Origin of the sequence: Hymenobacter sp. BRD67 (assembly GCF_013256425.1) — a bacterium.
In the GTDB taxonomy this organism is placed as follows: domain Bacteria; phylum Bacteroidota; class Bacteroidia; order Cytophagales; family Hymenobacteraceae; genus Hymenobacter.
Window position 1 is genome coordinate 900,416 of record NZ_CP053904.1, and the last position, 23,626, is coordinate 924,041.

Sequence of the window (23,626 nt, forward strand, 5' to 3'; positions counted from 1 at the left end):
GGTAAGGTACTCAGGGGCCGGCTATACGTCGCACAGGCGCACCGCCTGGCGCAGCGAGGCCAGCTTATCGGGCTGCTTTGGAATAAATTCCTGGGCCACGTAGCCCTGAAAACCAGTGGCCTTGATGGCGCGCATAATAGCCGGGTAGTTTAGCTCCTGGCTATCGTCGAGCTCGTGGCGGCCGGGCACGCCCGCCGTGTGGTAATGGGCAATGTAGGCATGGTTGTCGGTGATGGTCTGAATGACATTCCCCTCCTCAATCTGCATATGGTAAATGTCGTAAAGCAGCTTGAAGTGCTCAGAGCCCAGCTGCCGGGCCAGCGCCACGCCCCAGCTGGTGTGGTTGCACTGGTAGTCGGGTGGTTGACCTTACTGTTGAGCAGCTCCATCACCAGCACTACGTTGTGCTTTTCAGCGAGCGCCAGCAACGGCTGCAAGCCGCGCACCGAGTTGGCTAGGCCCACCTCGTCGGTCAGGCCCCGGCGGCTGCCGCTAAAGCAAATCAGGTTGGTGTAGCCGGCCTGGGCCACGCGCGGAATCATCTCAGCGTATTGCCGCTGCAATTGCGCGTGAAAGCGCGGGTCGTTAAAGCCATCGGTGAGGTTGATTTCGGCCCCGTTGCACATGGGTGAGTGGAGGCCGTGCTTTTTGAGCGTAGGCCAGTCGGCCGGCCCCACCAGGTCGATGCCTTTGATACCGATGTCTTTGGCTGCTACGCAGAGCTGTTCCAGCGGCATATCCTGGAAGCACCAGCGGCAAACCGACTGCTGGAGGTTGTGGAGCATCGGAGCGTGGGGATAGGCTTGCTTTACTTCCAGCGGGCGGGCATTGCCTACGCCCACCGCACCCACGGTAGCGGTGGCCGTGAGCAGCCCTTTGAGCGCAGCTCGGCGATTGAGGATAGGCATACTGCTCAGCATTAATAAGCTATCCGGGAGCCACTGCCGAGGCCTCGCTGTAGGGCACGGTAGCTTCGGCAGGGGTTGGCGCGCCCACACGCTCCTGAAACAGCAGCAGGAACAACCCCAGCACTACCGCCGCAATACCCGCCGGAATCAGCCAAATCATGCGCCAGTCGTGGGTGCCGCCAGCCAGGGCGTACCTGTCGAAGATGTTGCCCGAGAGCAGCGTACCGATGAGCATGCCCACGCCATAGGTAGCGAGCGTGATAAAGCCCTGCGCCGAGCTTTTGAACCGCTCACCGGCCAGGTTGTCGGTGTAAATCTGCCCGGTTACAAAAAAGAAGTCGTAGCACACACCGTGCAGCACAATGCCGGCAAGAAGCATCCAGTAGTTGCTGGTCCCGTTGCCATAGGCGAAAAACAGATAGCGCAGTACCCAAGCGGCCATACCGATTGCCAGCATTTTCTTTACCCCAGCTTGCTGAAAAACAGCGGGATAGCCAGCATAAACAATAGCTCCGATACCTGCCCCAGGCTTTGCACGCCGGCCGCAGCCTTCATGCCTACTTCGTTGAGAAACGGGTTGGTGAAGCCATAGTAGAAGGCCAGTGGAATGCAAATGGCGATAGAGGCCAAAAAGAAAATCAGGTACGAGCGGTTTTTAAGCAGGCCGATGGCTTCGAGGCCCAGCAGGTCGCCCAGCGAGCTGGCCTGGCCACTTTTCACGGGCGGCGTGGCCGGCAGCGTGAAGCTGAAGACCCCCAGCAGCGCGGCCGCCCCGGCCGCCATCAAAAAAGTAGTTTGCAGCGCATTATGCTGCTCCCAGCTCAGCCAGCCGATGGTGAGGCCGGCCACAATCCACCCCAGGGTGCCCAGCACCCGGATAGGCGCAAACTCCTTCTGCGGGTCTTTCATCTGCCGGAAGGCGATGGAGTTGACCAGGGCCAGTGTAGGCATGTACAACACCATGTAGCTGAGGATATTGGGGTAAAAGCTGTTGAAATCGGGCGCCCGGGCGGCGCGCCACAGCAGCAGCGCCCCGGCCAGGTGCAGCACCCCCAGGATTTTCTGGGCCGAGAAAAACCGGTCGGCAATCAGCCCAATAATAAACGGCGCCACAATAGCCCCGATAGACTGCGTAAGAAACGCCACGCCCACCTGCGTGCCCGTGGCGTGCAGGTTATGCAGCAGGTAGGTGCCCAGCGTCACAAACCACGCGCCCCAGATAAAAAACTCTAGGAACATCATGATGGACAGCTTAATCCGAATGAGGGCAGACATAGGCAATACGGGTGGAATACGAAACGGAAAGGCAGGGTGGGCGCAACGGCTTACGGGGGCAAGCTACTTGAGGGCCAGGATGTAGCGCACCATTTCCTGGGCATCGCTCTTCGAGAGGCCGGGGTGGGGCGTCATGGGAACATCGCCCCAGTGGCCCATGCCGCCCTTCATAATTTTGGTGGCCAGCATACTCACGTTGGCGGGCGTTGCGGGATATTTCTGTGCCACGGCAGTGTAGGCGGGGCCCAGGAGCTTATCGCGCTCGCGGTGGCAGCTGGCGCAGTCGGCGGCAGCCAGCAGCTTGGCGCCTTTTGCTGCGGGGGTGCCGGTGGGCGTGGTGCCTATTTTGGTGCTGGCGGTGTCGACCTGCATCTGGTTGGCTGCCGCCGTCACGTTGGTAGCAGCGGTGCTGTCGGGCTTCAGAGAGTTCACTGGCTTGGTGCCAGCTTTGGCGGCATTAGCCTGGTCGGGGCCATCTTGCTGATAGCCGCTGGAGCAGGCCGCGAGCAGACCGCAGGCGCTCAAGAGAAGAAATACTTTTTTCATGCAGGATAAGGAAAAATTCAGAGTCCTAGCAGCGTTTTGTTGAGGCCCTGGTTGATGCCCGAGGAAGCAAAATCGTCGAAGGAGCGGTCCGTAACACGAATAATATGGTCCTTGATGAACTGAGCGCCTTCACGCGCGCCGTCTTCGGGGTGCTTGAGCGCGCACTCCCACTCCAGCACCGCCCAGCCAGCGAAGTCGTACTGCGCCAGCTTACTGAAAATAGCGTTGAAGTCAACCTGCCCGTCGCCCAGCGAGCGGAAGCGCCCGGCCCGCTCCAGCCACGGCTGGTAGCCTCCGTACACTCCTTGCCGGCCGGTAGGATTAAATTCGGCATCCTTGACGTGAAACATGCGGATGCGTTCGTGATATATATTTATATATTCTAAATAATTAAGGCATTGCAGAATGAAGTGCGAAGGGTCGTAGAGCAGGCAGGCGCGCGGGTGGTCGTTCACTTCCGTCAGAAACCGCTCGTAGCTGATGCCATCGTGCAGGTCTTCGCCGGGGTGAATCTCATAGCACAGGTCAATGCCCTGGGCGTCAAATTCGTCCAGGATGGGCAGCCAGCGACGGCCCAGCTCCGCAAAGCCCTCCTCCACGAGGCCGGCCGGGCGCTGGGGCCAGGGGTACACGTAGGGCCACAGCAGCGCCCCGCTAAAGGTGGCGTGCGCGGCCAGCCCCAGCCGGCGCGAGGCCTTGGCGGCGTAGATGAGCTGCTGTACGGCCCAGGCTTGCCGGGCGCGTGGGTTGCCGCGCACGGCTTCGGGCGCAAAGCCATCAAAGAGCTGGTCGTAGGCTGGGTTTACGGCTACGAGCTGGCCCTGTAGGTGCGTCGACAGCTCCGTAATTTCCAAGCCAGCTGCCTGCACAGTGCCGCGCAGCTCGTCGGCATAGGTCTGACTTTCGGCGGCTAGCTTCAGGTCGATAAACCGGCTGTCGGTGGTGGGCAGCTGCACGCCTTTAAAGCCCAGGCCTGCCGCCCAGTGGCAAATGCCCGCCAGCGTAGTAAAAGGCGGCTGGTCGCCGATAAACTGAGCCAGGAAAATGGCCGGACCTTTAATGGTTTTCATGGGCAGCTACACGGTGAAATCGGTCCATTTCTGCTCGGATTGGCTCGAAGCAATGACATTTTCGATAAAGGCCATGCCCCGCACGCCATCGGCAATGCCTGGGTAGTCAAGCGCCTCGGGCGGAGCCTGCTGGCCAGCCTGCGCGGCTTGCAGGGTCAGGGCAAAGTTGCGGTAGAGGTTGGCAAAGGCTTCGAGGTAGCCCTCGGGGTGGCCGGCCGGGGTGCGGGTGTTGTGGCGGGCATACGCGCCTACGTATGCCGCGCCCGTGCGCATTATTTCGGTGGGGCGGTCGAGCCATTTTACCAGTAGCGTGTTGGCTTCGGCCTGCATCCAGTCTACGCCCCCCTGCTCGCCATAAACTCGGATACGGACGTTATTCTCTTCGCCGGCAGCTACTTGCGTGGCTATCAGCACGCCGCTGGCCCCGCCGCTAAGGCGTAGCAATACCGCGCCATCGTCGTCGAGGCGGCGGCCCTCCACTACGGTGTGCAGGGCGGCGCACAGCTTCTCAACCTGCAGGCCGCTCACGTATTCGAGCAGGTTGAAGGCGTGCGTACCAATGTCGCCCATTGCGCCGGCCACGCCGCTGCGGGCCGGGTCGGTGCGCCAGGCGGCTTGCTTGTTCGCGCCGCCTTCCTCAAACCTGCTGAGCCAGCCCTGCGGGTACTCCACGTACACTTTGCGGATGCGGCCGAGCGCACCAGAGCCCACGAGCTGCCGCGCCTCTTTTACCATCGGGTAGCCGGTGTAGGTGTGCGTGAGGCACAGGTGGCGGCCGGTGGCAGCCACCACGGTCGCCAGCTCCTTGGCCTCGGCCAGCGAAAAAGTCATCGGTTTGTCCAGCACCACGTCGAAGCCGCTTTCCAGGGCCAGCCTGGCCGGCGCAAAGTGCAGGTGATTGGGCGTCACAATACTGATTACCTGTACCCGCTCGGCCGCCGGCCGCGCTTTTTCCTGGGCTATTAATTCCTGGTAAGACCCATACACCCGCGCGGGGTCCAGGCCCAGCTGCTGGCCGCTGGCCCGTGAGGTAGCCGGGTTGCTGCTGAAGGCCCCGGCCACCAGCTCATACTGCCCATCGAGGGCGGCCGCCAGGCGGTGCACGCCGCCGATAAAGGCACCCTGCCCGCCACCTATCATACCCAATCGTAGTTTCATACTATTCAAAATATGATAATAATATTATAAAAAATATAAATAAATCTTTTTATGTTGCTTTAGAACATAGCTCATTACTAATTCGAAATTTTCACATTATTAAATTTCCACATCTACTACATTTTTACGAAGTAGCCCAGGCGCGGTCACCTTTTTTATAGGGCACATTTCCGTCGTACCTCCCGGTACAGGCAGGTAGCGCAGTACCTGGGTAGCCCCCACTTCGGAAGTGAAAAAGCCCAGCAGCGTCAGCTCCTTTATCATGCGGAAGTAATGGTTGGGCTGCTCGGGCGTCTTGGTTTTGGCATAGTCTTTCTGCTCGGTGTCGAGGGCTGTGAGCAGGGCCGTGCGCTGAGCAGGCGTACTTTCCAGGTAGCCTTTGCCATTCAGCTTCTGGCTGGCTGCTTCAAGCTGGGCCAGGCCCTTGGTGAAGATTGCCTGGTCGGCGGGCGCATAGCAGTCGCGCACCATCACGGCCATAAAGCTTCCCACGCGGGCAGCTTTGGCGCCGGGCGTTTTGGTAGCGGGCAGGATGGTTTCGCCCACCTCATCGAGGTAGGCTTGCTGCCGGGCATCGAGTAGCTCATGAGTAGCAGGCGTTTGCTGCTGGGCTTTGTCGGAGCTGGCGGGGCTGCACCCCGTCAGGAAATAATCAGCTCCGATTACGGCGCCCCCATCAGCAGGGCTACCCTGGCCAGGGCATCTCTTCTAGTAAGCATAGGTAAGAAAATGAGGAGATTACAGGTTCTGCTTTTTCAGCTCGCCCACGGCGTGGTCCACGGCGCGGGCCGTAAGAGCCAGGTAGGTAAGCGAGGGGTTCTGGCAGGCAGCCGAGGTCATAGCCGCGCCATCCGTCACGTAAACATTCGGCGCGTCCCATACCTGGTTGTGCTGGTTGAGCACCGACGTTCTGGGGTCACGGCCCATGCGGGCAGTGCCCATCTCGTGGATGCCGCCGCCCATGTTGTACCCGTTGTTATAGGTTTTTACGTTTTTCAGGCCCGCGTTTTCCAGCATTTCCTGGGCGTCGGCCATCATATCGACCCGCATTTTCTGCTCATTATCGCGGATGGTGGCATCCATCGCCAGCACGGGCAGGCCCCATTTGTCCTTCTTCGTTTGGTCGAGGAAAATGCGGTTGTCATGGTAGGGCAGCGTCTCGCCAAAGGCCGTCATGCCCATTGTCCAGTTGCCGGGCTCGCTGAGGGCGTCTTTGAACCCGCCGCCGATACTCATTTCCGGAATCTCGCGGCTCCAGCCCTCGCGGCCTGCGCCACCCTGGTAGCCAAAGCCCCGGATATAGTCGCGCTTGTCGCCAAACAGGTTGCGATAGCGAGGCACGTAAATACCGTTGGCCCGGCGGCCATACACATACTTGTCCTCGTAGCCGGGCATTTCGCCGTGGGCGCCTACCCGGAAGTGGTGGTCCATCACATTGTGGCCCAGCTCGCCGCTGCTACTGCCCAGGCCGCCGGGCCACACCTCGGTGGCCGAGTTCATCAGCACCCAGGCCGAGTTCAGGGCCGAGGCATTGAGGAAGATTACTTTGGCGTAGTACTCATACGTCTTATTCGTTTCGGCATCAAGTACTTCTACGCCCTTAGCGCGCTTGGTATCCTTGTCGTAGAGAATTTTAGTTACGATGGAGAAAGGCCGCAAAGTGAGGTTGCCCGTGGCCACCGCCGCCGGCAGCGTGGCCGACTGCGTACTGAAATAAGCTCCAAACGGGCAGCCCAGCCAGCATTTGTTGCGGTATTGGCAGCTCACGCGGTTGTTGTGGGCCCGCGTGATATTGGCGGTGCGGCCAATAATCAGGTGGCGGTCCTTGTAATGCTTTTTAATGCGGGCGGCCACGTCCTTTTCCACCACGTTCAGCTCCATCGGGGGCATAAAGTCGCCGTCGGGCAGCTGGGGCAACCCGTCGCGGTTGCCACTGATGCCGGCAAACTTCTCAGCATGGCTGTACCACGGAGCCAGGTCTTTGTAGCGAATGGGCCAGTCCACGGCCACGCCGTCCTTGGCATTGGCTTCAAAGTCGTAGTCGCTCCAGCGGTAGCTCTGCCGCCCCCATATCAGGGAGCGCCCGCCCACCTGGTAGCCCCGAAACCAGTCAAATGGCTTCACCTCCGTGTAGGGGCTATCCTTCTCGTTCACCCAAAAATCGAGGTTGGCCTCGTTGAGCGTATAATCGCGCTTGAGTACCGGATGGTCGGCAATCATCTGCTGGGTTTTGCCCCCGCGGTGCGGAAGCTCCCAGGGCGCCTTGTTGGCGTTCACGTAGTCCTTGATGTGCTCCACGTTGCGCCCGCGCTCCAGCATGATAGTCTTCAGGCCCTTTTCAGTCAGTTCCTTCGCGGCCATGCCGCCCGAAATCCCAGAGCCGATAACGATGGCATCATAGGTAAATTTTTCCATAAAACGTGGGGTGGGAATAGAGAATGCGAAGAAGCGATAGTGTGCGGCCACTTACACCAGGGTTCGCTTGAGGTAAGCTATGCTTTGCCGAATGCTGTCGAAGGGCGAGCCGGGTGTTTTGTCCTGCTCCACAAAGAAGTACTGCATCCCGGCGAGTTTGGCCTCGGCAAAAATGCGCTTGAAGTCGATGCTGCCATTGCCTACTTCCGTGAAGCTGCGCTCGGCCGTTTTATCCATATCCTTGATATGCCAGAGCGGAAAGCGGCCGGGGTTGGCCTTAAACAGCGCTACCGGGTCGTGCCCGGCCTTGGTAGCCCAGTAAAGGTCCAGCTCCATCTTGACCAGACTTTTATCGGTCAGGCTCAGCAGCACATCGTAGGGCAGCTTGCCGGCCTGGGCCGCAAACTCGAAGTCGTGGTTGTGATAGCAAAGCTGGATGCCGGCCTTTTTGCAGCGCTCGCCGGCTTTGTTGAGATGCTCGGCAATCAGTTTGTAATGGTCAAGGTTGCCGCGCTCAGTGTCAAGCAGGTAAGCGCACACCATGTACTTTACGCCAACCTGGGCCGCGTCGTCGACCGCCTTGTCCCAGCCGTGCAGAATGGTACCCTGCGTTGGCTGCCCATTCTGCTGGGCCTCGCCCAGCATGTAGTGGCTGCTGGGCATGATGAGGCCGTTTTCGCGCAGTACCTTGGCAAACGCGGCCGGCTCCATGCCATAAAACTTCAGGCTACCCGTATAGGTGGCTCCTTCCACCGAATTGTAGCCCAGCTGCGCTACCTTGGCCAGGGTGCCGGCCGGGTTCTGCTGCATGGCATCGCGTACAGTATATAGCTGCAATCCTATGTATTGTTTCGGGGCTGCCAGTAAGCGGGGGCTCACCAGCACGCCGGCTGAAAGCAAGGTGGCAGACTTTACAAAATCGCGGCGAGAGGACATAGGTAGTCGGGTGGGAAAAGGGAGTGAAGCAACCTGGCAGAATAGTAGCAGAGGTAGCCCGGCAGTTGGCCAGGAGGTACTGCCAACGTAGCTAGCCGCCGCTAATGTATTGGTCTATTTTGCAAGAATCCCCACGCTATGGGCTTTAAAAAAATGGCCGCTACGCCGCCTATTTGCGTGTTTATACACTTACTGCACACGGCAGGGAAAGCTTAAAACGGCCCTTGCCGTGCATTCAAAACAGCTTTGCCAGTGGTGCGCCGTTAAAAAACAATCTGCACAAGGTGCCTGCCGCACCAGTTTCTCGCTGCTCCTATGACCTCCCTCTTGATACTGCTGGCCGTGCTCGCACTTATTGGACTTATCAGCTGGGCCAGAATAGCACCTTTTTTGGCCTTCCTGCTGGTGGCGCTGGGGCTCGGCTTTTCACTAAGGCTGCCACCCGCCGGCCTGGTAGCGGCCATATCCCAGGGGTTTGGTGAAGCCCTGGGCTCGGTAGCAATACTCATTGTGCTGGGGGCTATGCTGGGCAAACTCGTGGCCGATAGCGGGGCCGCCCAGCAGATTGCGACCGTGATGACGGCCGCACTCGGAGCCCGCAATATTCAGTGGACGCTGATGGCCGCGGGCCTCATTATTGGCATTCCGCTATTTTATAATGTGGGCTTTGTGCTGGTGGTTCCCATCGTGTTTTCTGTGGCGTACAGGTACCGCTTACCGGCCGTTTATGTGGGGCTGCCCGTGCTGGCTTCGCTGTCGGTGCTGCACGGCTTTCTGCCACCACACCCTGGGCCAACGGCGCTGGTGGCCCAACTGCACGCCAGCCTGGGGCTGACGTTTGCCTACGGCCTGCTGCTGGCTGTTCCGGCCATTATTCTGGCGGGCCCGCTGTATGCCCGCACCCTGCGGCATATAGTAGCGGTGCCATTGCCGGGCTTTGTGGGTGAGGTTCTGCCCGCCAGCGCGCTGCCGGGGCGCGCCAACAGCTTCCTCTCATCGCTACTGCCCGTGCTGGTGCTGGGGTCGTTATTGAGCCTGCGAGCAGCCTTACCCGCAGGCACGGGCGCCGGCCCGCTGCTAGACCTGCTGGCCGAGCCGGTAGTGGCTATGCTGCTAGCCGTGCTGGTGGCAACTATCAGCCTGGGCCTGGCCCGAGGGCGCTCCATAAGCCAGCTCATGGATGCTTACAACGTGGCTATTAAGGATGTAGCGGCCATTCTGCTTATTATTGGTGGCGCAGGGGCACTCAAGCAAGTGCTCGTCGCCAGCGGGGCTAGTCAGGAAATTGCTGCCAGCCTGCGCAGTACTGGTTTGCCGCCGCTTGTGCTCGGGTGGGTGCTGGCCGCAACTATTCGGGTATGCCTGGGCTCAGCTACCATTGCCGGCCTCACGGCAGCCGGCGTTTTACTGCCTATGCTGAAGCAAACGCCCGTTAACCCTAACCTGCTGGTCTTGGCCATCGGTGCCGGCAGCTTAGCGTTATCGCACCTGAATGACGCGGGCTTCTGGCTGTTCAAAGAATATTTCAACCTCTCCGTCAGCGATACGCTCCGCTCCTGGACGGTAATGGAAACTATCGTGTCGGTCGTCGGGCTGCTAGGTGTTTTACTGCTCAGCCAGGTGCTGCCGTTGGCAAGCTACTGAAAAAGAGCTCATGGTGAATCCGGCGCTGGCCAGCCTCGGCCAGCAGGGGTGGAATTGGGCCCAAACGCCAAATTGGGTTGTTTCGCAACAGAGGCTTAAAACTATCCCCAGGCTTACAGCTCCTGAGGTTTGGCCGGGAGCATGACCTGCCAGGTGGTTTTTGTGCGGCGTGCTGTAGCAGTCCGCGCAGCTTACTACTCGACCGGCTCCTGCTGCTTGTTTTCCTTAAAGCGGTACCCAAGTGAGTACACAGGGCGGGCTGCCGCCCTCAACCTGTACCCTTACTTGCAAACTGCCATAGATTTTATAGTAAGAGATATACAACTTATTGCGCTGAAAAGCGGAAGGCTACGGGCGTGAGCCCCGTCTTGCGCTTGAAGAGGCGGTTGAAGTACTGCGGGTACTCAAAGCCCAGCGCAAAGGCCGTCTCGTTGATAGACAACGAGGTAGTCAGGAGCAGGCGTTTAGCTTTCTCAATCAGGGCGTGGTGCAGGTGCTGTTGGGTGTTCTGGCCAGTGAGGGAGCGTAGCATATCGCTTAGGTAGGCAGGCGATACGTGCAGCGCGTCGGCGAAGTATTGCACCGTTGGCAGCGGCTGTGAGCCGTCCTGGGCAAAGAAGCTGGTCAGCAGTGCTTCAAAGCGACTCAGCTGGTCGTGCTCAGCCGTGCGCCGGGTCAGAAACTGCCGGTGGTAGAACCGATTAGCATAATTGAGCAGGAGTTCGAGCTGCGAAACCAGCACATCCTGGCTGAATGCGTCGATGGGCCGCTCGTACTCGCCGCGAATTGTTGCCAGCAAGACATCAAGTACCTGCTCCTCTTGGGCCGAAACGTGCAGGGCCTCGTGCACGGCGTAGGCAAAAAAGCCGTAGCTGCCAATTTTCTGGCCCAGGGGGTACTTCCGCAGTAGGTCGGGATGAAAAACTACCATCCACCCGTTTAGCGCTGACGTGTCAACTGCGGCATCCACTGCAAAGGTTTGGCCGGGAGCTACGAAGCCCAGCACCCCCTCGCGGAAGTCGTAGGACTGGTACCCGTAGTACAGACGCCCCTTAAAGTCTTTTTTGAGCCAGATAGTGTAAAGCTGCTGGACGACGGTAACCGATAGGGGAAGAGGCGGCAGGTGCCGGGCTTGGGCCAGGTCAATGACGGTGAGCAGCGGGTGCGCGGGTGCGGGTAAGCCGCGTGTAGTCCGTCACGGTATGCAGGACGACAAACTCTTTCGGCGACTGTTTCATAGAGCAGAGCGCCCCAAGGGGCAAATTTTACGGTTACTGCCGGCTGATTACCCCGTGCGCCCCTGCGTTAGCACTGACGCAGCGCGGCGACAAGCCGGCGGCTAAGTTGTAAGCTCCAAGATTACATTTCCGGGTAAGCTGAGCCCGCAACGCTGCCAACCGGCAGGATTGCTTCTATCTCCGTCAGCTCGGCGGCGCTTAAGGTAAGGCCGGCAGCTGCCACGTTGGCTTCCAGATTTTTACGCTGCCGGGTGCCGGGGATGGGAACTACGCCCTGCGCCAGCACCCAGGCCAGGGCCAGCTGCGACGACGTAACGCCCTTTGCGGCGGCCAGGGCTTGCAGCTTCTTTACCAATTCCAGGTTTCGGTAAAAGTTTTCGCCCTGGTAGCGCGGAAAAAAGCGCCGGAAGTCGTCTTCGGCAAAATCGTCCGGCGACTGGATTTCGCCGGCTAAAAAGCCCCGGCCTAAGGGTGAGTAGGCCACGAACCCGATACCCAATGCCTTGGCCGTTTGCAGGATGTCCTCTTCCTCCGCTCGTCGGTCGAAGAGCGAGTACTCAGTTTGCAGCGCCGTGAGCGGGTGCACGGCGTGCCCCCGGCGCAGGCTATCGGCCGTCACTTCCGACAGGCCCAGGTACCGGACTTTGCCTTCTTCTACCAGCCGGCTCATGGCCCCACGGTCTCCTCAAGGGCGTAGCAGTATCCAGCCGGTGCAGGTAGTAGAGGTCTACGTAGTCGGTACGCAGGTTTTTGAGGGAGCGCTCAATGGACTTGCGTACGTAGTCGGGCCGGCCGTTGAAGCCATTGGTCATGTGGCCTGCGTCGTCGATTTCAAAGCCAAACTTGGTAGCGACGGTAAATTGCTCCCGCTTGCCGGCAATGGCTTTGCCTACCAGCTGCTCGTTCACCAGGGGCCCGTAGATGTCTGCCGTGTCGAGCAGGGTTACGCCCAGCTCCAGGGCGCGGTGAATAGTAGCAATGCTTTCCGTTTCATCGGCCGCGCCATAAACGCTCAGCTGTCCGGAAGCCATTCCCGTCATGCCCATCAGCCCCAGGCCTTCGGCCGATACCTGCAAGCCCTGGCTGCCTAGAGGCACTTTCTTTAACGCGCTCATAATTTGGTAAGTAGAATAGGCAACTGCGTGGAGAAACGCTCCCCTCTGTACTGCAAAAGTCGTGGCCGGACCTGCCGACTAAGCTATACAAACTGCTGCTTTTAAAATACAAACCGCTGGCTATGCCGCGCTTGCAGTGGGTTATCCGATTGGTGCCGGTTGGCGCCAGCCTTGGCCCGAGGCGCCGCCAAAAACCCAGCCCGGTTCAGCTCCGCCGTAAAAATGGGGTAGGGAAACATCGGCTCCGGGGCGCTGACATCTGCTAATAACTGGAGTTGGGAGGTCTGCGGGCCCAGCTACGAAACACCTATGCGTAAGCCCTGATTTGCATCCCACGAGCCAGCAGCAGGTATCTTGTGTTAACAGTAGTCGACTATTTGCCTCAACTGCTTCAGCCTTTCGCTACTTCCAGGTTAGGTCCACTGAGTCTCGCACAGTAGTGGGAGTAGCGGCCGTGATTGCCCCCAGGTAGCCGTTGGTGGGTAGGTCGCGGCCGTAGCTGTAGGCTTTCACCTTGCCGCTGGTGAATACTTTGACCAGCGTATAGCCGTAGAAAAGCCGGTTGGGTGAGGCGCTGGCGTCGAGTACCGAGCCGCCGTTGCCGGCAATTACCTGCCAGGGGTGATAGCTGGGCTGCTGCGAGCGGAAATACAAATGGTTGTGCGCCGCCAGCATAGCCTCGGCGTGGTTTGCTTCGAGCACGTCCCACATGCTGCCGCCGTTGCTGAGGCCATCGCCGCCGGGCGCGGGTAGGGCCGGCTTATGGCCGAAGGCAAACAGGTGCTTGGCACCCTTGGCGCGGGCGGCAGCCAGGTCGGCTTGCAGCCAGGCTAGTGGTACGGTAGCCTCGGCGCCCACCGGGTCGGTATTCAGCACCACAAAGTGCGATTTTTTGTAGTCAAACGAGTACGTGAGCTGGCTTTGGTCGGTGGCCAGCTTGTCGGGGCCGCCGGCAGCGGGGCCGTTGCTACCCACCGTGTAGGGCCGCATGGCGCTGCGCCAGGCCTGCTCGGCCGCCAGGAAAGACGGCTGGTTTTTGCCGCTCATCACCTCGTGGTTGCCGGGCATCGCCACCAGCCGGATACCGGTGCGGCTCAAGGGATTATTCTGATAAAGCCTTCCCCAGGCCCGCAGTTCGCGCCCCAGTACGGCCGAGTCGGGCGAGTAGCCCAGCACCATATCGCCCATAAAAAACAGGTAATCGGGCACCGGCTTCAGGGCTGCCAGCTCGGCGTAGGTTTGGGTAAGCTGGGGAACGTTGGCGGTGCTGGGGTTGGTGGCCAGGTTCAGGTCCGAATTATCCACGCGGTTGCAGCCCAGCACGGCGAAGGAATAGGCCAGCGTATCGCGGGCAGCCGTCGGGATAGGGCCGGGCGCAGGCTGGGGCGTGGCGTCGGAGCTGGTGTGGCAGCCGGCGAGGGCCAGTGCGGCGAGCAGGCCGAGGGCCAGGGGCGTAAGGATTTTCATCGAAAAGGCATGAAAAAAGAACGTCATGCTGAGCAAAGCGAGGAATCTCGCTCGAATCGCAGGTTTGGCAACCCTGGCGGCGCGAGCGAGATGCTTTGCTTTGCCCAGCATGACGTTCTTTGGGTGTTCAGGCTGGAAAAGGCTGGCTTAGTGCTGGTTGCCGCTGCCGTCCGTGGGGTATGCGCCCAGGTCTTTGTTGGGCGGGTTGATGGCCGTGGCGCCGTAATTCGCATTTACCGGAATGGCCGGCGAGGTAGCCAGCGGCGCAAAGCCCGTGTAGCCCTTGCCGATGGCCGGCGAGGTGCTGTTGAGGTGGAAGTTGTAGGTGCCCACCGTGTTTACGTCGGCCAGGCGCTTGACCGGGGCCGGCAGCGGAAAGCCCACGAACTGCGGATTGTTTTTGCCTAGCACGGCGCTGCCGTTATACACCATGCCCAGCTTGTAGCCGGTAGGCAGAAAGGAACTGGGCAGCGGAATATCGGTGGTCTGGGGCTTGGTGAGGAAGGCCGTGGGATAGATTTCGTTGGCCTGGGCCAGCGAGTCTACATAGTTCAGGTTGTAGCCGTACTTGAGGTTGGCCGTATCAGCAATCACGAGCACGTTGCCGTAGTAGTTGCCCGAGCCCACCACGCGCGGGCCATACTTGCAGTTGACCATGATATTGTTGTAGTACGCCCCGCGCGAGCCCTCCTCGTAGTTGATGGAGCCGCCCCGGCCGGCCGAGTTGCGGCGGTAGCCGTTGTGAATATATGTATTATTATACATGTATATGTTAGTTTGCGGGTTTTTGCCGCCGTTGTTCGAAGCCTTCGAGCCGTTGGTGGCCGAGCCGATAAACAGGTTGTAGGCGATGTTGCCGGTGGTGCCCGACTTAATGTTCAGGTACTCGCCGCCGGTTTTGCCTCCCTTCTCCCAGGTATTGCGCATCACGTTTATGCGACCGCCCAGAATGCGAATCGGGTCGTCGGTGCTGCCATATACCCACGAGTCTTCGAGGTCAAACACACCCTGCGGGTTCTGGAAGAAGATGGGGTAGGTATTCTTGTTGTTGGCAATGCCGGCCGACACGGGCGAGGTCACCACGGTGCCGCCGCCGCCTTCCACGTGGGTCCACTTTATCACCATCAGCGGGCAGGTCACATCGCCCAGAATGCCGCCCCACTTGCCCTGGTAGGCAGGGTCGGTGGCGGGGTCGGCACCCACCTGGTCGGTGTGGGTAAGGTTTTTGGGCGCAAACCAAATCGGCTTGGCAGCGGTGCCCAGCGAGAGCAGCGTGCCTTTAATCACGAAGTTGTAGTTGCCCAGGAAGTTGACCTTCACGCCGGGCTGCACTACCAGCGTGTCGCCGGCATTCACAATCACGTCGGCGTTCACGTCGAAGCTCAAATCCTGCTTCATCGTGCCCTTGATGGCCCCGCCAATGGGCGCGGTGTTGTCCACGGGCTTGCCTACCGTGAGCGGCGGGGTTGAGAGCTGCACGCTTTCGTTCGACTTGTTGCACGAGGCCAGCAGGCCCAGGCTAGCCAGCGCCAATAGAGCCGAGCCGCGTTGCGCGGTTGTCAGAAATTTCATGGGAATGAAAAAAATGGGAAATAAAAAACAGGGTTAATTGCCGGGCACCACCAGCTCCTGCACCGAGAAAAGGGCGGGCTGGCTGGGGTCCACGGTGATGCGCACGGCCTGCACGTCGGCCTCGCCGGGCACTTGCAGGCGCGTGAAGTTTTGGAGCACCTGCTTGCGTGAAGCCGGGTTGAGCAGCGGCTTGTCGAGGATAAAGCGGTGCGAGTCGCCGTTCACCAGCAATACCGGCCGGCCAAAGGCCACTGTGAGCCGGGACAGCGCCGCCACGATTTCGGTGAAGCCATCGGCATCGCGGGCATCCTTGGCCGGGTTGAACATATCGGCCTGGGTGAAGAGTACGACCCCTAGCCGGTGCTGCGCGGCCGCCTCGGCAAATACAGCGTCGAGCCAGGCCAGGTTGGCCTTCTGGCGCTCATAAAACTCACGGTTCTGGCCTTTGGCATCGTTGGGCACGAAGTTGTTGTTCGAGCCCACCAGGTGCACCGTGGCGAAGGCCACGTTGCCGGTGGTCCAGCGGTTGTTCTCCACGTAGGCGGCGAAGGCCGGCGTCAGAGCCTGCGAGGTCAGCGCCAGCTTGGCTTTGCCGAAGGAGTTATGGTCGGGGAAGAACATCTTCCGCACCACGGCCAGGCGCTCTTCGGGGTCGTAATTGCCGGCCTTGGGCCGGCCGCAGTCGGTCCATTCGTTGTCGCCGGGCGTGTACACCAGCGGCTGCTCGAAGGTCTGAAACTCGGTCAGCACCTTGCGGTACATTTCCTCAGTGCACAGCGTCGAACCCGATTTAATATCGCCCACGTGCACCGAAAACGTTGGCCGCTGCTGGTTAATAGCCCCAATCAGCTTCTCGAAGCGGCCATAGTCGGCGGGCAATGTATAGGGCATGTCGCCTAGCGCCACGAAGTCGAAGGTGCGGGCGGCCGGTGGGGTAGGGTGGCCCTGGGTGGCGTGGGCCAGGGGCGTAGCCAGGCTGCCCAGCAGCGCCAGCGGCAGCCAGTATATAGCGGAAATTTGTTTCAAAATGGCAGAGGTTACGAAGCGCAAAAGCTAGTTGAGGCGGTAGCGCAGGCCCAGCAGGTAGGTGCGGTAATACACGTCGCGCTGCACCAGGAAATTCTGGCCGGCGCTCTGCTCGGGCAGGCTGAGCGTGCTGCCCGAGGGCGCTTGCAGCACCTCCAGCACGGTGGGCGTATTGAGCAGGTTGGTGACTTTGACGAAGGCCGTCAGGTGCGGGTACAGGCGCTTTTCGGCCGAAAAGTCGAGCTGCGTGGTAGCCCGCTGCCACTGGTCGAGGTTCTGATAGGGCGAGACGACGGCGATGCGCCGGCCCGTATACACGGCCGCCACCTGGGCATTGAGGCCGTGGGTTTCGCTGCGGTAGAGCAGCGCCAGGTTGGCAATGTGGTCGCTCTGGCCTTGCAGCGGGCGGGTCTGGGTGGGCGGGGTGGGGTACTCGGCGGTGGGCTGGCCCACGTCGGCGGTAGTCAGCGAGCCATCGGCGGCGCGGTAATACACGCGTTTGGTGGTGGTGATAGACGAGTGCGTGTAGGTGTAGTTACCGGTCAGCCCCAGTTGCGGATGTACTTGTTGAATTGCAGCTCGGCACCGAAGTTGGTGGCCGTGCCTGCCGGGTTAATGGGCGCGTAGTAAAACGTGTTGTTGCTGACCTGCAAAAAGCCAAACTCGATGGCATTCTGAATCTGCTTGTAGAACACGCCCGCCAGCAGCTGCGAGTTGGCCGGGCCGTAGTGCTCGAAGCGCAAATCCAGGTTGTGGGCCTGGGTGTGCTTGAGCAGCGGGTTGCCGATTTGCGAGATGTCCACGTCGCCGTTGTAGCTCGACGACGCCGGCACCAGCTCGAACAACGCCGGCCGGCTGATACTCTTGAAGTACGACAGCCGCAGGTTCTGGTGCTCGCTCAGCAGGTATTTGAAGTGCAGGCTCGGCAGCACGTCGAGGTAGCTGATGGTGCCGCTGCGGCCTACCACCGTGGGCGGCGCCTGCGAGTCGTAGCGCTGGTTGGTGTTCTCCACCCGCACACCCCCCAGCACTTGCAGGTGCTCGACCAGCAGCAGCTTGCCCTGGGCGTAGCCCGCCGCAATGCGCTCGTTGGCGGTATAGTTGTTGCCATCGGTGGTTTTGGGCTGGCCATCATAGCCGCTGGCAAATACAAACTGGGCCTGGTCGTAGGTCGTGAGCGGCTGGCGGTTGTTGGTGCCCGTGCCAGTAGTAGCGGCCGTCAGGTCGTAATAGTCGTAAAAATTGCTGCGGTCCTTATTGCGCAGCAGCCCACCCACGGCTAGGTCAAAAGTTTCGGTGGCGTGGTAGCTCAGGTTGGCGTAGCCGGCCAGGTCCTGGTCGAGGCTGCGCTGCCAGAGGTGGCCGTTAGACTGCACAAACGTGCCCTGCTGGGTGTTCGCCGCCGTGGCCCGCACCGTGCCGATGGTTGTCAGGTCGGGCGTGGCGTAGGTGGCCCGGCCATACACGGCCGACCAGTTGAAGTGCAGCCGCGCGCCCAGGTCGTGGTCGCCCTGCAAGGTTTCGGCCCACAGCTGCTGGCGCTGAAACCGTGAGCGCTCGGTGGTGGGCACGTCGCCGCCCGTGCCCAGGTCGTTCGACACCAGGTGGCGGTGCTGGGCGTCGTCGAGGCGCGTCCAGAGCGAGTACAGCCCGATGCGGTTACGCGCATTGGGCGCATAATCGAGCTTGGCGTGCAAGCCCAGGCGGTTTTGCAGGGTCGAAAACTCGATGCGCTGTATCTCGTCAAACGTAAACGTATTGGGCAGCGGCTCGGGCTTGGGGCCGCCCAGCGGGTGGTAGTACAGGCGGTCGGAGCCCCGGTAAGTGTTTTGCAGGCTGCCCGCCACCAGCAAACCCAGCTTGCCGTCGCGGGTGCGGTTGCCCAGCGTCAGGCCAAACAGTGAGTTGACCGGCGCCTTCAGGCTGCTGTAGTTCAAAGACTTATTTGAGAAATCGCTGGGCTGGGCCACGTAGCCGGCCGGGTGCGTTTCGCCCGGCGACTGCTGCGCCAGCCCGCTACTGCTGAAGCCCGCGTAGGGCCGCTGGGCAAACAGGTCGCTGTAGCCGCCGGCCGCCGTGGCCGCTACCACCAGGTGGTCGGGGGCCGACTTCATCACCAGGTTCAGCGCCCCGCCGATGGCGTCGCCTTCCATGTTGGGCGTCAGGGCTTTCACTACTTCCAGTCGCTCCAGCAGCTCGGCTGGGAAAATGTCGAGTGGCGCGTAGCGGTTTTTGGGGTCGGGACTCGGAATCTTCACCCCGTTTACCAGCGTGTAGTTGTAGCGCGGGTCGATGCCCCGGATAATGGCGTACTGCCCGTCGCCACCCGAGTTGCGCACGATGGACACTCCGGAGGCCCGCTGCACCACGTTGCCCACCTGAATATCGGGTGATAGCTCAATAGCCTTGGCCGAAATAATATTCAGCACGTTATCGGCCCGCTGCTCCGAGCGCCGCACGCTGGCGTCCGACTCGCGGTCGGCCTGGCCGGTCACGGTTACTGCCTTGAGCTCCTGGCCGCTGACTGCCAGTCGGAAATCCAACGTCTGCGCAGCACCCGGCAGCAGGGTTACGGACAATGTTTGTGGCTCGAAGCCCAGGCTGCGGGCCTGCACTAGCACAACGCCCGGTGCCAAGCTTCGTAACTGAAATGTGCCGTTGAGCCCCGTCGCTACACCCTGCCCGGTAGCGGGTACCACCACCGTAGCGCCAATCAGCACTTCTCCTGTAGCGGCATCTGTTACCGTGCCGCGCAGGGTGGCTGAGCCTCCGGCGCTTTGGGCGGCGGCTGGCCGCGTCATCACGCCCAATAAAAAGAGAAAAAGAGCAGTATGGAAACGGTAGACTTGCAGCATCAGCAGGAAAAATGACGCTGCAAAACTACCTGCGATTGCTAGCTGATTAGCCTGGGAAAAAGCAAATTAAAGAAATGGTAATCAATTTGTTGAACGAATAATATTAAGGAAATAGTTATGCCATATGTAGGTAATGATTGAGACGCTTTAGCATAACATTTACCGTCTAATGATGAGGGGCAGCTGTTTCTGACTCTACTCTATAGGTTTGCCTTCGAAGAGTGGTTTGCGGGCGGATACAGTTTTGCCCGCTTCTGCCGGGCCTTCGGCGTGGAGCCTCGTCTGACCAAACCGGCACCCCTGGACGACCAAGTGGAGCACCTAAACTGCACCCTCAAAGAGGCAACCATCTAGCGTCTCCACTACCAGACCACGGAGGCTTGAGGTAGTCTAGGTTAGGTGCACACAAGCAGGTCGTATTTTCCTAAGTCAGGAGCACAGAAAAGAGCAAGCAGATGCCCTATTAACGCCGTGAATACGATAATGCCTTCAAGGCCGGGGCGTTGCGCTTAGCCTCCGAACCGCAGTATGCAGGCGGCCGCTCAGCAGTTAGGCATCAGCCCCAAGCTGCTCTATCGCTGGCAAGAAACGAAACTCGTGGCTGAAGTGAGCAGCCTGGAAGTGGCCCGCGACCCTGAAGTGCACCAGCTACGTGCCCAACTCAAACGGGCGGAGCAGGAGCTTGATATGTTAAAAAGCCTTGGTCTCCCAAATGCTTTGGCGCATTTTCACCCAGCCGACCCGGCAAGCAGCTGTCCGCGCGGAGTTTAACGGGCATTCTACTCGCTACGGCACCCGTCTTCTGCGGGCCGAGCTACGCGCGCAGAGCTACCAAGTAGGCCGCTGGCCCGGTGGGTGTTAGCCACCGCTGGCTTGCGTGCGCAGCAACCGCGCTCGTTTGCGTCCCAACCACTTCGAAACCATTTTCAAACTACGTCCCAATTCTGTGCGGCCTAGTTAGACCACCTCAGTATTGGAAATATGTAGGGCAACCCATGCAGTAGAAACTCTAGCAGCGCACGTCACTGCACTTGCCGTAGGAGCGGGCCACCTTGCAGTAGACGGCTGTCGCGGCACCGTTGAAGTGCATCTTAAACCTCTGCCGCGCTCAAATGCAGTGTAGGTGCGAGTTCCTTACCTGAGAACAGTTCTGCTGCTGGTAGAGTTACACGCAGCAGTAACGCTACATCTTGTGGTCTCATTCCTTGTTTTTAAGCATAATACACGATTCGCGAATTTACGATAAACGGCTTTGAGGCGCTTGCCGACTGTCCTCGCACGAATCTGAATTAGTGCAGAAACGGCATGCTGCGCTGGCGCTACTTTAACGGCAAGATTTACTCAACCTTGACGACATTGAACAGGTGCTACGGAAGCACTACAAGAAGCCGTTTGCGCAGGCGTAATTGTGCGGCCTAAGGTTACGCTGGCAGCGTGGAAACTATTTCGTGAGCACTTTTACTATTTATGCGCAACAAGTTGGTATTATGCAGCAATACCTATGCAGTAATGCCATAGATGGCTTTACTTGGTCAAATTGTGGACTTCTCACTTCTAGCCTGGCTGGCTCATTGCCTCCCGCACTTTGAACGGCGTCATGGGCAGTGAGTGCAGTTCCTTACCCGTGACGTGGTACACTACATTGGCCACAACTGCCATCGTGCTCACAATGAATATCTTGTAGGTGCCCTTCACGTCCATCGCGTTGACGTAGGCATCGTGCTCGTCGATGAACTCCACCGTTATTTCGAGGATGTCAGCATTGGCAGGCACGTGGTAGTAGGTTAAGCTGACATTGGTGTAGTGGGCAAACTGCTCATCGCGGTTCGTTGTATTTATCAGCGCGGCTTCGATGCTAATAACCTGGTAGTGAGCGTCTTTAGGTTTGAGCAAACTACTGGCCGCGATACGCTCACCCAGCGGCTGACCCGCACCGTACTCAACTCCGGGTCGACCCGTGCCTCGCAGAAATGTACGCCAAAGCACTCGCGCTGCCATCGTGGTGGCCAACGAATACTTACGACTCGAAGTGAATCGGTGGCATAAGACCCGCCCTGCTTTTTAGGCTTACGTAGTTTGAGAGGAGGGTATCAGACAGGGAATGTAACACGGAAGGTGGTTCCCACGTTGGGTTGACTCTGCACCTGAATGGTACCACCGGCATTCTCGACGAGGCGCTTTGTGATGTAGAGGCCCACGCCCGTTCCCTCGACGTGGGTGTGCAGGCGCTGAAACAGGCCGAAGAGCTGGCGTTGCTGCAGCTCGCTTATACCCAGGCCATTGTCCTGCACCACGAGCACGACCGCAGAATCCTGCTGCTCGGCCCACAGCTGCACTTGCGAGGCGCGGTCCAGGGCGCGGTACTTAACGGCGTTACTAAGCAGATTATAGACGACGCTGCGCAGGTTGGCGGGCGAAAAAGAGACGACTATATCGCTGTCCACCGCGACTGTAAGCTGCGTATCGGCGGCTGCCAGGGCGGGCGCCAGGTCCAAGCGGATATGGTCGACCACCGTAGCCAGGTTAACAGGCTCGGCGGGCTCGGCGGGCGCGAGCTGCAGCCGGGAAATATCGGTGAGCTGGGCAATGGTGAACTGGAAGCGGCCTACAGTATCATCGAGCAGTTCCAGCAGGTGGGCTACTACCTCATCCAAGAGCACGGCGGGCGGCAGGGTATCGCGCAAGGCTAGCAGGATGCCCTCGATGTTAGTAATCGGCGCTTTCAGGTCGTGGGAGGCGGTATAGACGAAGGTGTCCAGGTCCACGTTAGTTCGCCGGAGCTGGTCATTCACTTCTTTAAGCTCGGTGATGTCGATAGCCGACCCCACGTAGCCAAACAGTTCCCCGTTAGCCAGGTAGCTCGGAGCGCCCTGAGCCAGCAGCCAGCGATAATGGCCGTCGTGGCGGAGCATACGGTGCTCTAGTACATAGGGAGTGCGCTGCGCAATGGCCTGATTCAGAGTGTGCTGAGTGAGGTCAAGTTCGTCCGGGTGGAGGTAGGGTAGCCAGCCGGTGGCGAGGTAGGCCTGCTCGTCGCGCAGACCGACAAAGTCGAGAAAGGCCCGGTTGATATAGCGAATGGACGAATCCGGATGCACGGCCCATACCATGTTGGGAGCGGCGTCGGCCATAGTACGGAAGCGCGTCTCGCTTTCCCGCAGCTGCGCGGCGTAAGATTCGAGCCCCTGACGAGCCAGGGCCAGGTCGGTGACGTCGGCGGCCGTGTTCAGGACGCCATACACCGCGCCCTGAGTGTCGCGCAGCGGGGTAAAGCTGTAATTGAAGAAAAACGTCTGCGGAACTCCCTCGAAGACTACCTCCAGCTGCTGGTTGCGCAGGTGCAGGGGCTCGCCGGTGTGCAGCACTTGGTACAACTGCTCGAACACCGCCTGGGTAGCCAACTCGGGCAACACATCGGCATAGCGCTGGCCGATGATATGGGGACCTTTACCACAGGCGGTCAGCATGGCTTCGTTGGCCAGTCGGATGTGCAATTCGGGCCCCACGTACACCCCAATGGGAAAGGGCGCGCTTTCCACCAGGGCGCGCACCTGCTGCTCGCTTTCTTCTACCACGCGCCGGGCGCGCACCTGCTCGGTGACGTCGAAGGCAAAAATGCAGATGCCCACAATCTGGCCATGCTCGCGGTAGGCCTGGTAGGTGAAATTGTAGTAAATGGTGCGTGGCGGCTGCCCAGGCGGGGGCTGGGCGGTGAAGGGCATCTCCTGGCCCGTGTAAGTTTCGCCGGTCTGGTACACGTTGTCCAGTAGGGCGCTAAATCCTTGAGCAGGCATCTCGGGCACTGCCTTCGCCACTTCCAGGCCCACTAGCTGGCGACCAGGAAATAGTGCCTGGTAGGCGGGGTTGACATATTCGAAGCGGTGGCTAGGGGATCGCAGCAGGGCAACGAGCACAGGGGCTTGCTCGAAGATATAAAAAAGGTCCAGGCGCTCGGCGGCCTGGCTTTGGCGAAGAGCTTCTTCCACGACGCTGCGGTCTTGGTCGCTGGTATCGGTGAAGCTGACCACTAGGCGCTCGCCGCTGCGGCGGGCGCTGAGCTTGAAATAGTTATCCAGCCCGTCGGCCTGGTAGTTGGCTTCGTAGGTAAGTTGCTCGCCTGTTTCGAACACGCGCTGGTAGTAGGAGAAAATTCCCTGCGCCAGCGTGTGCGGGAAGTGGCCCAGCAGCGTGCCGCCCGGCTGCTCGGCCAGGCCTGCCATGCGCTGGGCCGCCGGATTCAGGTACTCTAAGGCAAAGTCCACGATGACGGCCCCAGTTGGCTCATAGAGGGGGCGTACCAGGTGAATGCCTGTCAGCGACACCTCGAGTAAAGTAAACCAGTCTTCTGCCGTAAATAAATCGGCGAGGGGAACCGTAGCAGTCATACAGGCAACACGGAAA

19 protein-coding genes and 2 pseudogenes are annotated in these 23,626 nt (G+C 59.8%); 2 read left to right on the forward strand and 19 right to left on the reverse strand.

Annotation, left to right across the window (positions count from 1 at the left end; all coding sequences use genetic code 11):
- Nucleotides 1–21: 21 nt before the first annotated feature.
- From GKZ67_RS24340 to GKZ67_RS04120, 9 genes and pseudogenes are all read right to left on the reverse strand, one after another.
- Entirely contained in the window at nucleotides 22–327 is a 306-nt protein-coding gene (locus GKZ67_RS24340) for a TIM barrel protein (RefSeq protein ID WP_317172230.1), read from the reverse strand.
- A gap of 83 nt (nucleotides 328–410) precedes the next feature.
- A pseudogene (locus GKZ67_RS24965) lies at nucleotides 411–920 on the reverse strand (hydroxypyruvate isomerase); the annotation flags it as partial.
- A gap of 7 nt (nucleotides 921–927) precedes the next feature.
- A pseudogene (locus GKZ67_RS24970) lies at nucleotides 928–2,183 on the reverse strand (nucleoside permease).
- A 63-nt stretch (nucleotides 2,184–2,246) separates the two neighbouring features.
- Nucleotides 2,247–2,729, reverse strand: a complete 483-nt coding sequence (locus tag GKZ67_RS22415) for a c-type cytochrome (protein WP_217278678.1) — start codon at nucleotides 2,727–2,729, stop codon at nucleotides 2,247–2,249.
- Between the two features lie 17 nt (nucleotides 2,730–2,746).
- A complete protein-coding gene (locus GKZ67_RS04100) occupies nucleotides 2,747–3,799 on the reverse strand; it encodes a sugar phosphate isomerase/epimerase family protein (RefSeq protein WP_173241268.1) in 1,053 nt (350 codons plus the stop codon).
- Nucleotides 3,800–3,805: 6 nt separating this feature from the next.
- On the reverse strand, nucleotides 3,806–4,957 hold the full coding sequence (locus GKZ67_RS04105) for a Gfo/Idh/MocA family protein (protein ID WP_217278679.1): 1,152 nt from the start codon (nucleotides 4,955–4,957) through the stop codon (nucleotides 3,806–3,808).
- 99 nt (nucleotides 4,958–5,056) lie between these two features.
- Entirely contained in the window at nucleotides 5,057–5,503 is a 447-nt protein-coding gene (locus tag GKZ67_RS04110) for a gluconate 2-dehydrogenase subunit 3 family protein (RefSeq protein ID WP_254245049.1), read from the reverse strand.
- 192 nt (nucleotides 5,504–5,695) lie between these two features.
- Entirely contained in the window at nucleotides 5,696–7,372 is a 1,677-nt protein-coding gene (locus GKZ67_RS04115; RefSeq protein WP_173241269.1) for a GMC oxidoreductase, read from the reverse strand.
- A gap of 51 nt (nucleotides 7,373–7,423) precedes the next feature.
- Entirely contained in the window at nucleotides 7,424–8,308 is an 885-nt protein-coding gene (locus GKZ67_RS04120) for a sugar phosphate isomerase/epimerase family protein (RefSeq protein WP_173241270.1), read from the reverse strand.
- Between the two features lie 315 nt (nucleotides 8,309–8,623).
- Between GKZ67_RS04120 and GKZ67_RS04125 the strand changes: the two genes are divergently transcribed.
- The gene (locus GKZ67_RS04125; RefSeq protein WP_173241271.1) at nucleotides 8,624–9,952 is read left to right on the forward strand and encodes a gluconate:H+ symporter; all 1,329 of its coding nucleotides are present in this window, start codon (nucleotides 8,624–8,626) and stop codon (nucleotides 9,950–9,952) included.
- 325 nt (nucleotides 9,953–10,277) lie between these two features.
- Here GKZ67_RS04125 and GKZ67_RS04130 read toward each other — a convergent pair whose 3' ends face one another.
- The 8 genes from GKZ67_RS04130 to GKZ67_RS04155 form a co-directional block, all read right to left on the reverse strand.
- Nucleotides 10,278–10,958 carry a helix-turn-helix domain-containing protein gene (locus tag GKZ67_RS04130; RefSeq protein ID WP_254245050.1) on the reverse strand — a complete coding sequence of 227 codons (681 nt, stop codon included), beginning with the start codon at nucleotides 10,956–10,958 and terminating at the stop codon, nucleotides 10,278–10,280.
- A gap of 353 nt (nucleotides 10,959–11,311) precedes the next feature.
- A complete protein-coding gene (locus GKZ67_RS24355) occupies nucleotides 11,312–11,860 on the reverse strand; it encodes an aldo/keto reductase (protein ID WP_317172233.1) in 549 nt (182 codons plus the stop codon).
- Nucleotides 11,796–12,305 (reverse strand): aldo/keto reductase, encoded by a 510-nt coding sequence (locus tag GKZ67_RS24360; protein WP_317172234.1) that lies wholly within the window; start codon nucleotides 12,303–12,305, stop codon nucleotides 11,796–11,798. The genes GKZ67_RS24355 and GKZ67_RS24360 overlap by 65 nt, the downstream gene beginning before the upstream one ends.
- Nucleotides 12,306–12,707: 402 nt before the next feature.
- Nucleotides 12,708–13,799: a metallophosphoesterase family protein gene (locus GKZ67_RS04140; RefSeq protein ID WP_173241272.1), complete on the reverse strand. Its 1,092-nt coding sequence runs from the start codon at nucleotides 13,797–13,799 to the stop codon at nucleotides 12,708–12,710.
- Between the two features lie 120 nt (nucleotides 13,800–13,919).
- Nucleotides 13,920–15,344, reverse strand: coding sequence for a hypothetical protein (locus GKZ67_RS04145; RefSeq protein ID WP_173241273.1), 1,425 nt, complete (start codon nucleotides 15,342–15,344; stop codon nucleotides 13,920–13,922).
- Between the two features lie 33 nt (nucleotides 15,345–15,377).
- Nucleotides 15,378–16,370 carry a metallophosphoesterase gene (locus tag GKZ67_RS04150; RefSeq protein ID WP_217278680.1) on the reverse strand — a complete coding sequence of 331 codons (993 nt, stop codon included), beginning with the start codon at nucleotides 16,368–16,370 and terminating at the stop codon, nucleotides 15,378–15,380.
- Nucleotides 16,371–16,397: 27 nt separating this feature from the next.
- Nucleotides 16,398–16,865 (reverse strand): hypothetical protein, encoded by a 468-nt coding sequence (locus GKZ67_RS24975; protein WP_410505040.1) that lies wholly within the window; start codon nucleotides 16,863–16,865, stop codon nucleotides 16,398–16,400.
- 47 nt (nucleotides 16,866–16,912) lie between these two features.
- Nucleotides 16,913–19,225, reverse strand: coding sequence for a TonB-dependent receptor domain-containing protein (locus GKZ67_RS04155; protein WP_410505041.1), 2,313 nt, complete (start codon nucleotides 19,223–19,225; stop codon nucleotides 16,913–16,915).
- Nucleotides 19,226–19,753: 528 nt separating this feature from the next.
- Between GKZ67_RS04155 and GKZ67_RS04160 the strand changes: the two genes are divergently transcribed.
- Nucleotides 19,754–19,996 (forward strand): hypothetical protein, encoded by a 243-nt coding sequence (locus GKZ67_RS04160; protein WP_173241274.1) that lies wholly within the window; start codon nucleotides 19,754–19,756, stop codon nucleotides 19,994–19,996.
- Between the two features lie 783 nt (nucleotides 19,997–20,779).
- Here the strand turns inward: GKZ67_RS04160 and GKZ67_RS04165 are convergent.
- On the reverse strand, nucleotides 20,780–21,118 hold the full coding sequence (locus GKZ67_RS04165; RefSeq protein WP_173241275.1) for a hypothetical protein: 339 nt from the start codon (nucleotides 21,116–21,118) through the stop codon (nucleotides 20,780–20,782).
- A gap of 197 nt (nucleotides 21,119–21,315) precedes the next feature.
- On the reverse strand, nucleotides 21,316–23,610 hold the full coding sequence (locus tag GKZ67_RS04170) for a PAS domain-containing sensor histidine kinase (RefSeq protein ID WP_173241276.1): 2,295 nt from the start codon (nucleotides 23,608–23,610) through the stop codon (nucleotides 21,316–21,318).
- Nucleotides 23,611–23,626: the final 16 nt, after the last annotated feature.

Bases quoted from the DNA above. Each gene is read 5' to 3' on its own strand.
- GKZ67_RS04115 (WP_173241269.1), bottom strand. From the start codon at position 7,372: ATGGAAAAATTTACCTATGATGCCATCGTTATCGGCTCTGGGATTTCG.
- GKZ67_RS04155 (WP_410505041.1), bottom strand. From the start codon at position 19,225: ATGCTGCAAGTCTACCGTTTCCATACTGCTCTTTTTCTCTTTTTATTG.
- GKZ67_RS04125 (WP_173241271.1), top strand. From the start codon at position 8,624: ATGACCTCCCTCTTGATACTGCTGGCCGTGCTCGCACTTATTGGACTT.
- GKZ67_RS04105 (WP_217278679.1), bottom strand. From the start codon at position 4,957: ATGAAACTACGATTGGGTATGATAGGTGGCGGGCAGGGTGCCTTTATC.
- GKZ67_RS22415 (WP_217278678.1), bottom strand. From the start codon at position 2,729: ATGAAAAAAGTATTTCTTCTCTTGAGCGCCTGCGGTCTGCTCGCGGCC.
- GKZ67_RS04100 (WP_173241268.1), bottom strand. From the start codon at position 3,799: ATGAAAACCATTAAAGGTCCGGCCATTTTCCTGGCTCAGTTTATCGGC.
- GKZ67_RS04120 (WP_173241270.1), bottom strand. From the start codon at position 8,308: ATGTCCTCTCGCCGCGATTTTGTAAAGTCTGCCACCTTGCTTTCAGCC.
- GKZ67_RS04140 (WP_173241272.1), bottom strand. From the start codon at position 13,799: ATGACGTTCTTTTTTCATGCCTTTTCGATGAAAATCCTTACGCCCCTG.
- GKZ67_RS24355 (WP_317172233.1), bottom strand. From the start codon at position 11,860: ATGAGCCGGCTGGTAGAAGAAGGCAAAGTCCGGTACCTGGGCCTGTCG.
- GKZ67_RS24360 (WP_317172234.1), bottom strand. From the start codon at position 12,305: ATGAGCGCGTTAAAGAAAGTGCCTCTAGGCAGCCAGGGCTTGCAGGTA.
- GKZ67_RS04145 (WP_173241273.1), bottom strand. From the start codon at position 15,344: ATGAAATTTCTGACAACCGCGCAACGCGGCTCGGCTCTATTGGCGCTG.
- GKZ67_RS04160 (WP_173241274.1), top strand. From the start codon at position 19,754: ATGCAGGCGGCCGCTCAGCAGTTAGGCATCAGCCCCAAGCTGCTCTAT.
- GKZ67_RS04170 (WP_173241276.1), bottom strand. From the start codon at position 23,610: ATGACTGCTACGGTTCCCCTCGCCGATTTATTTACGGCAGAAGACTGG.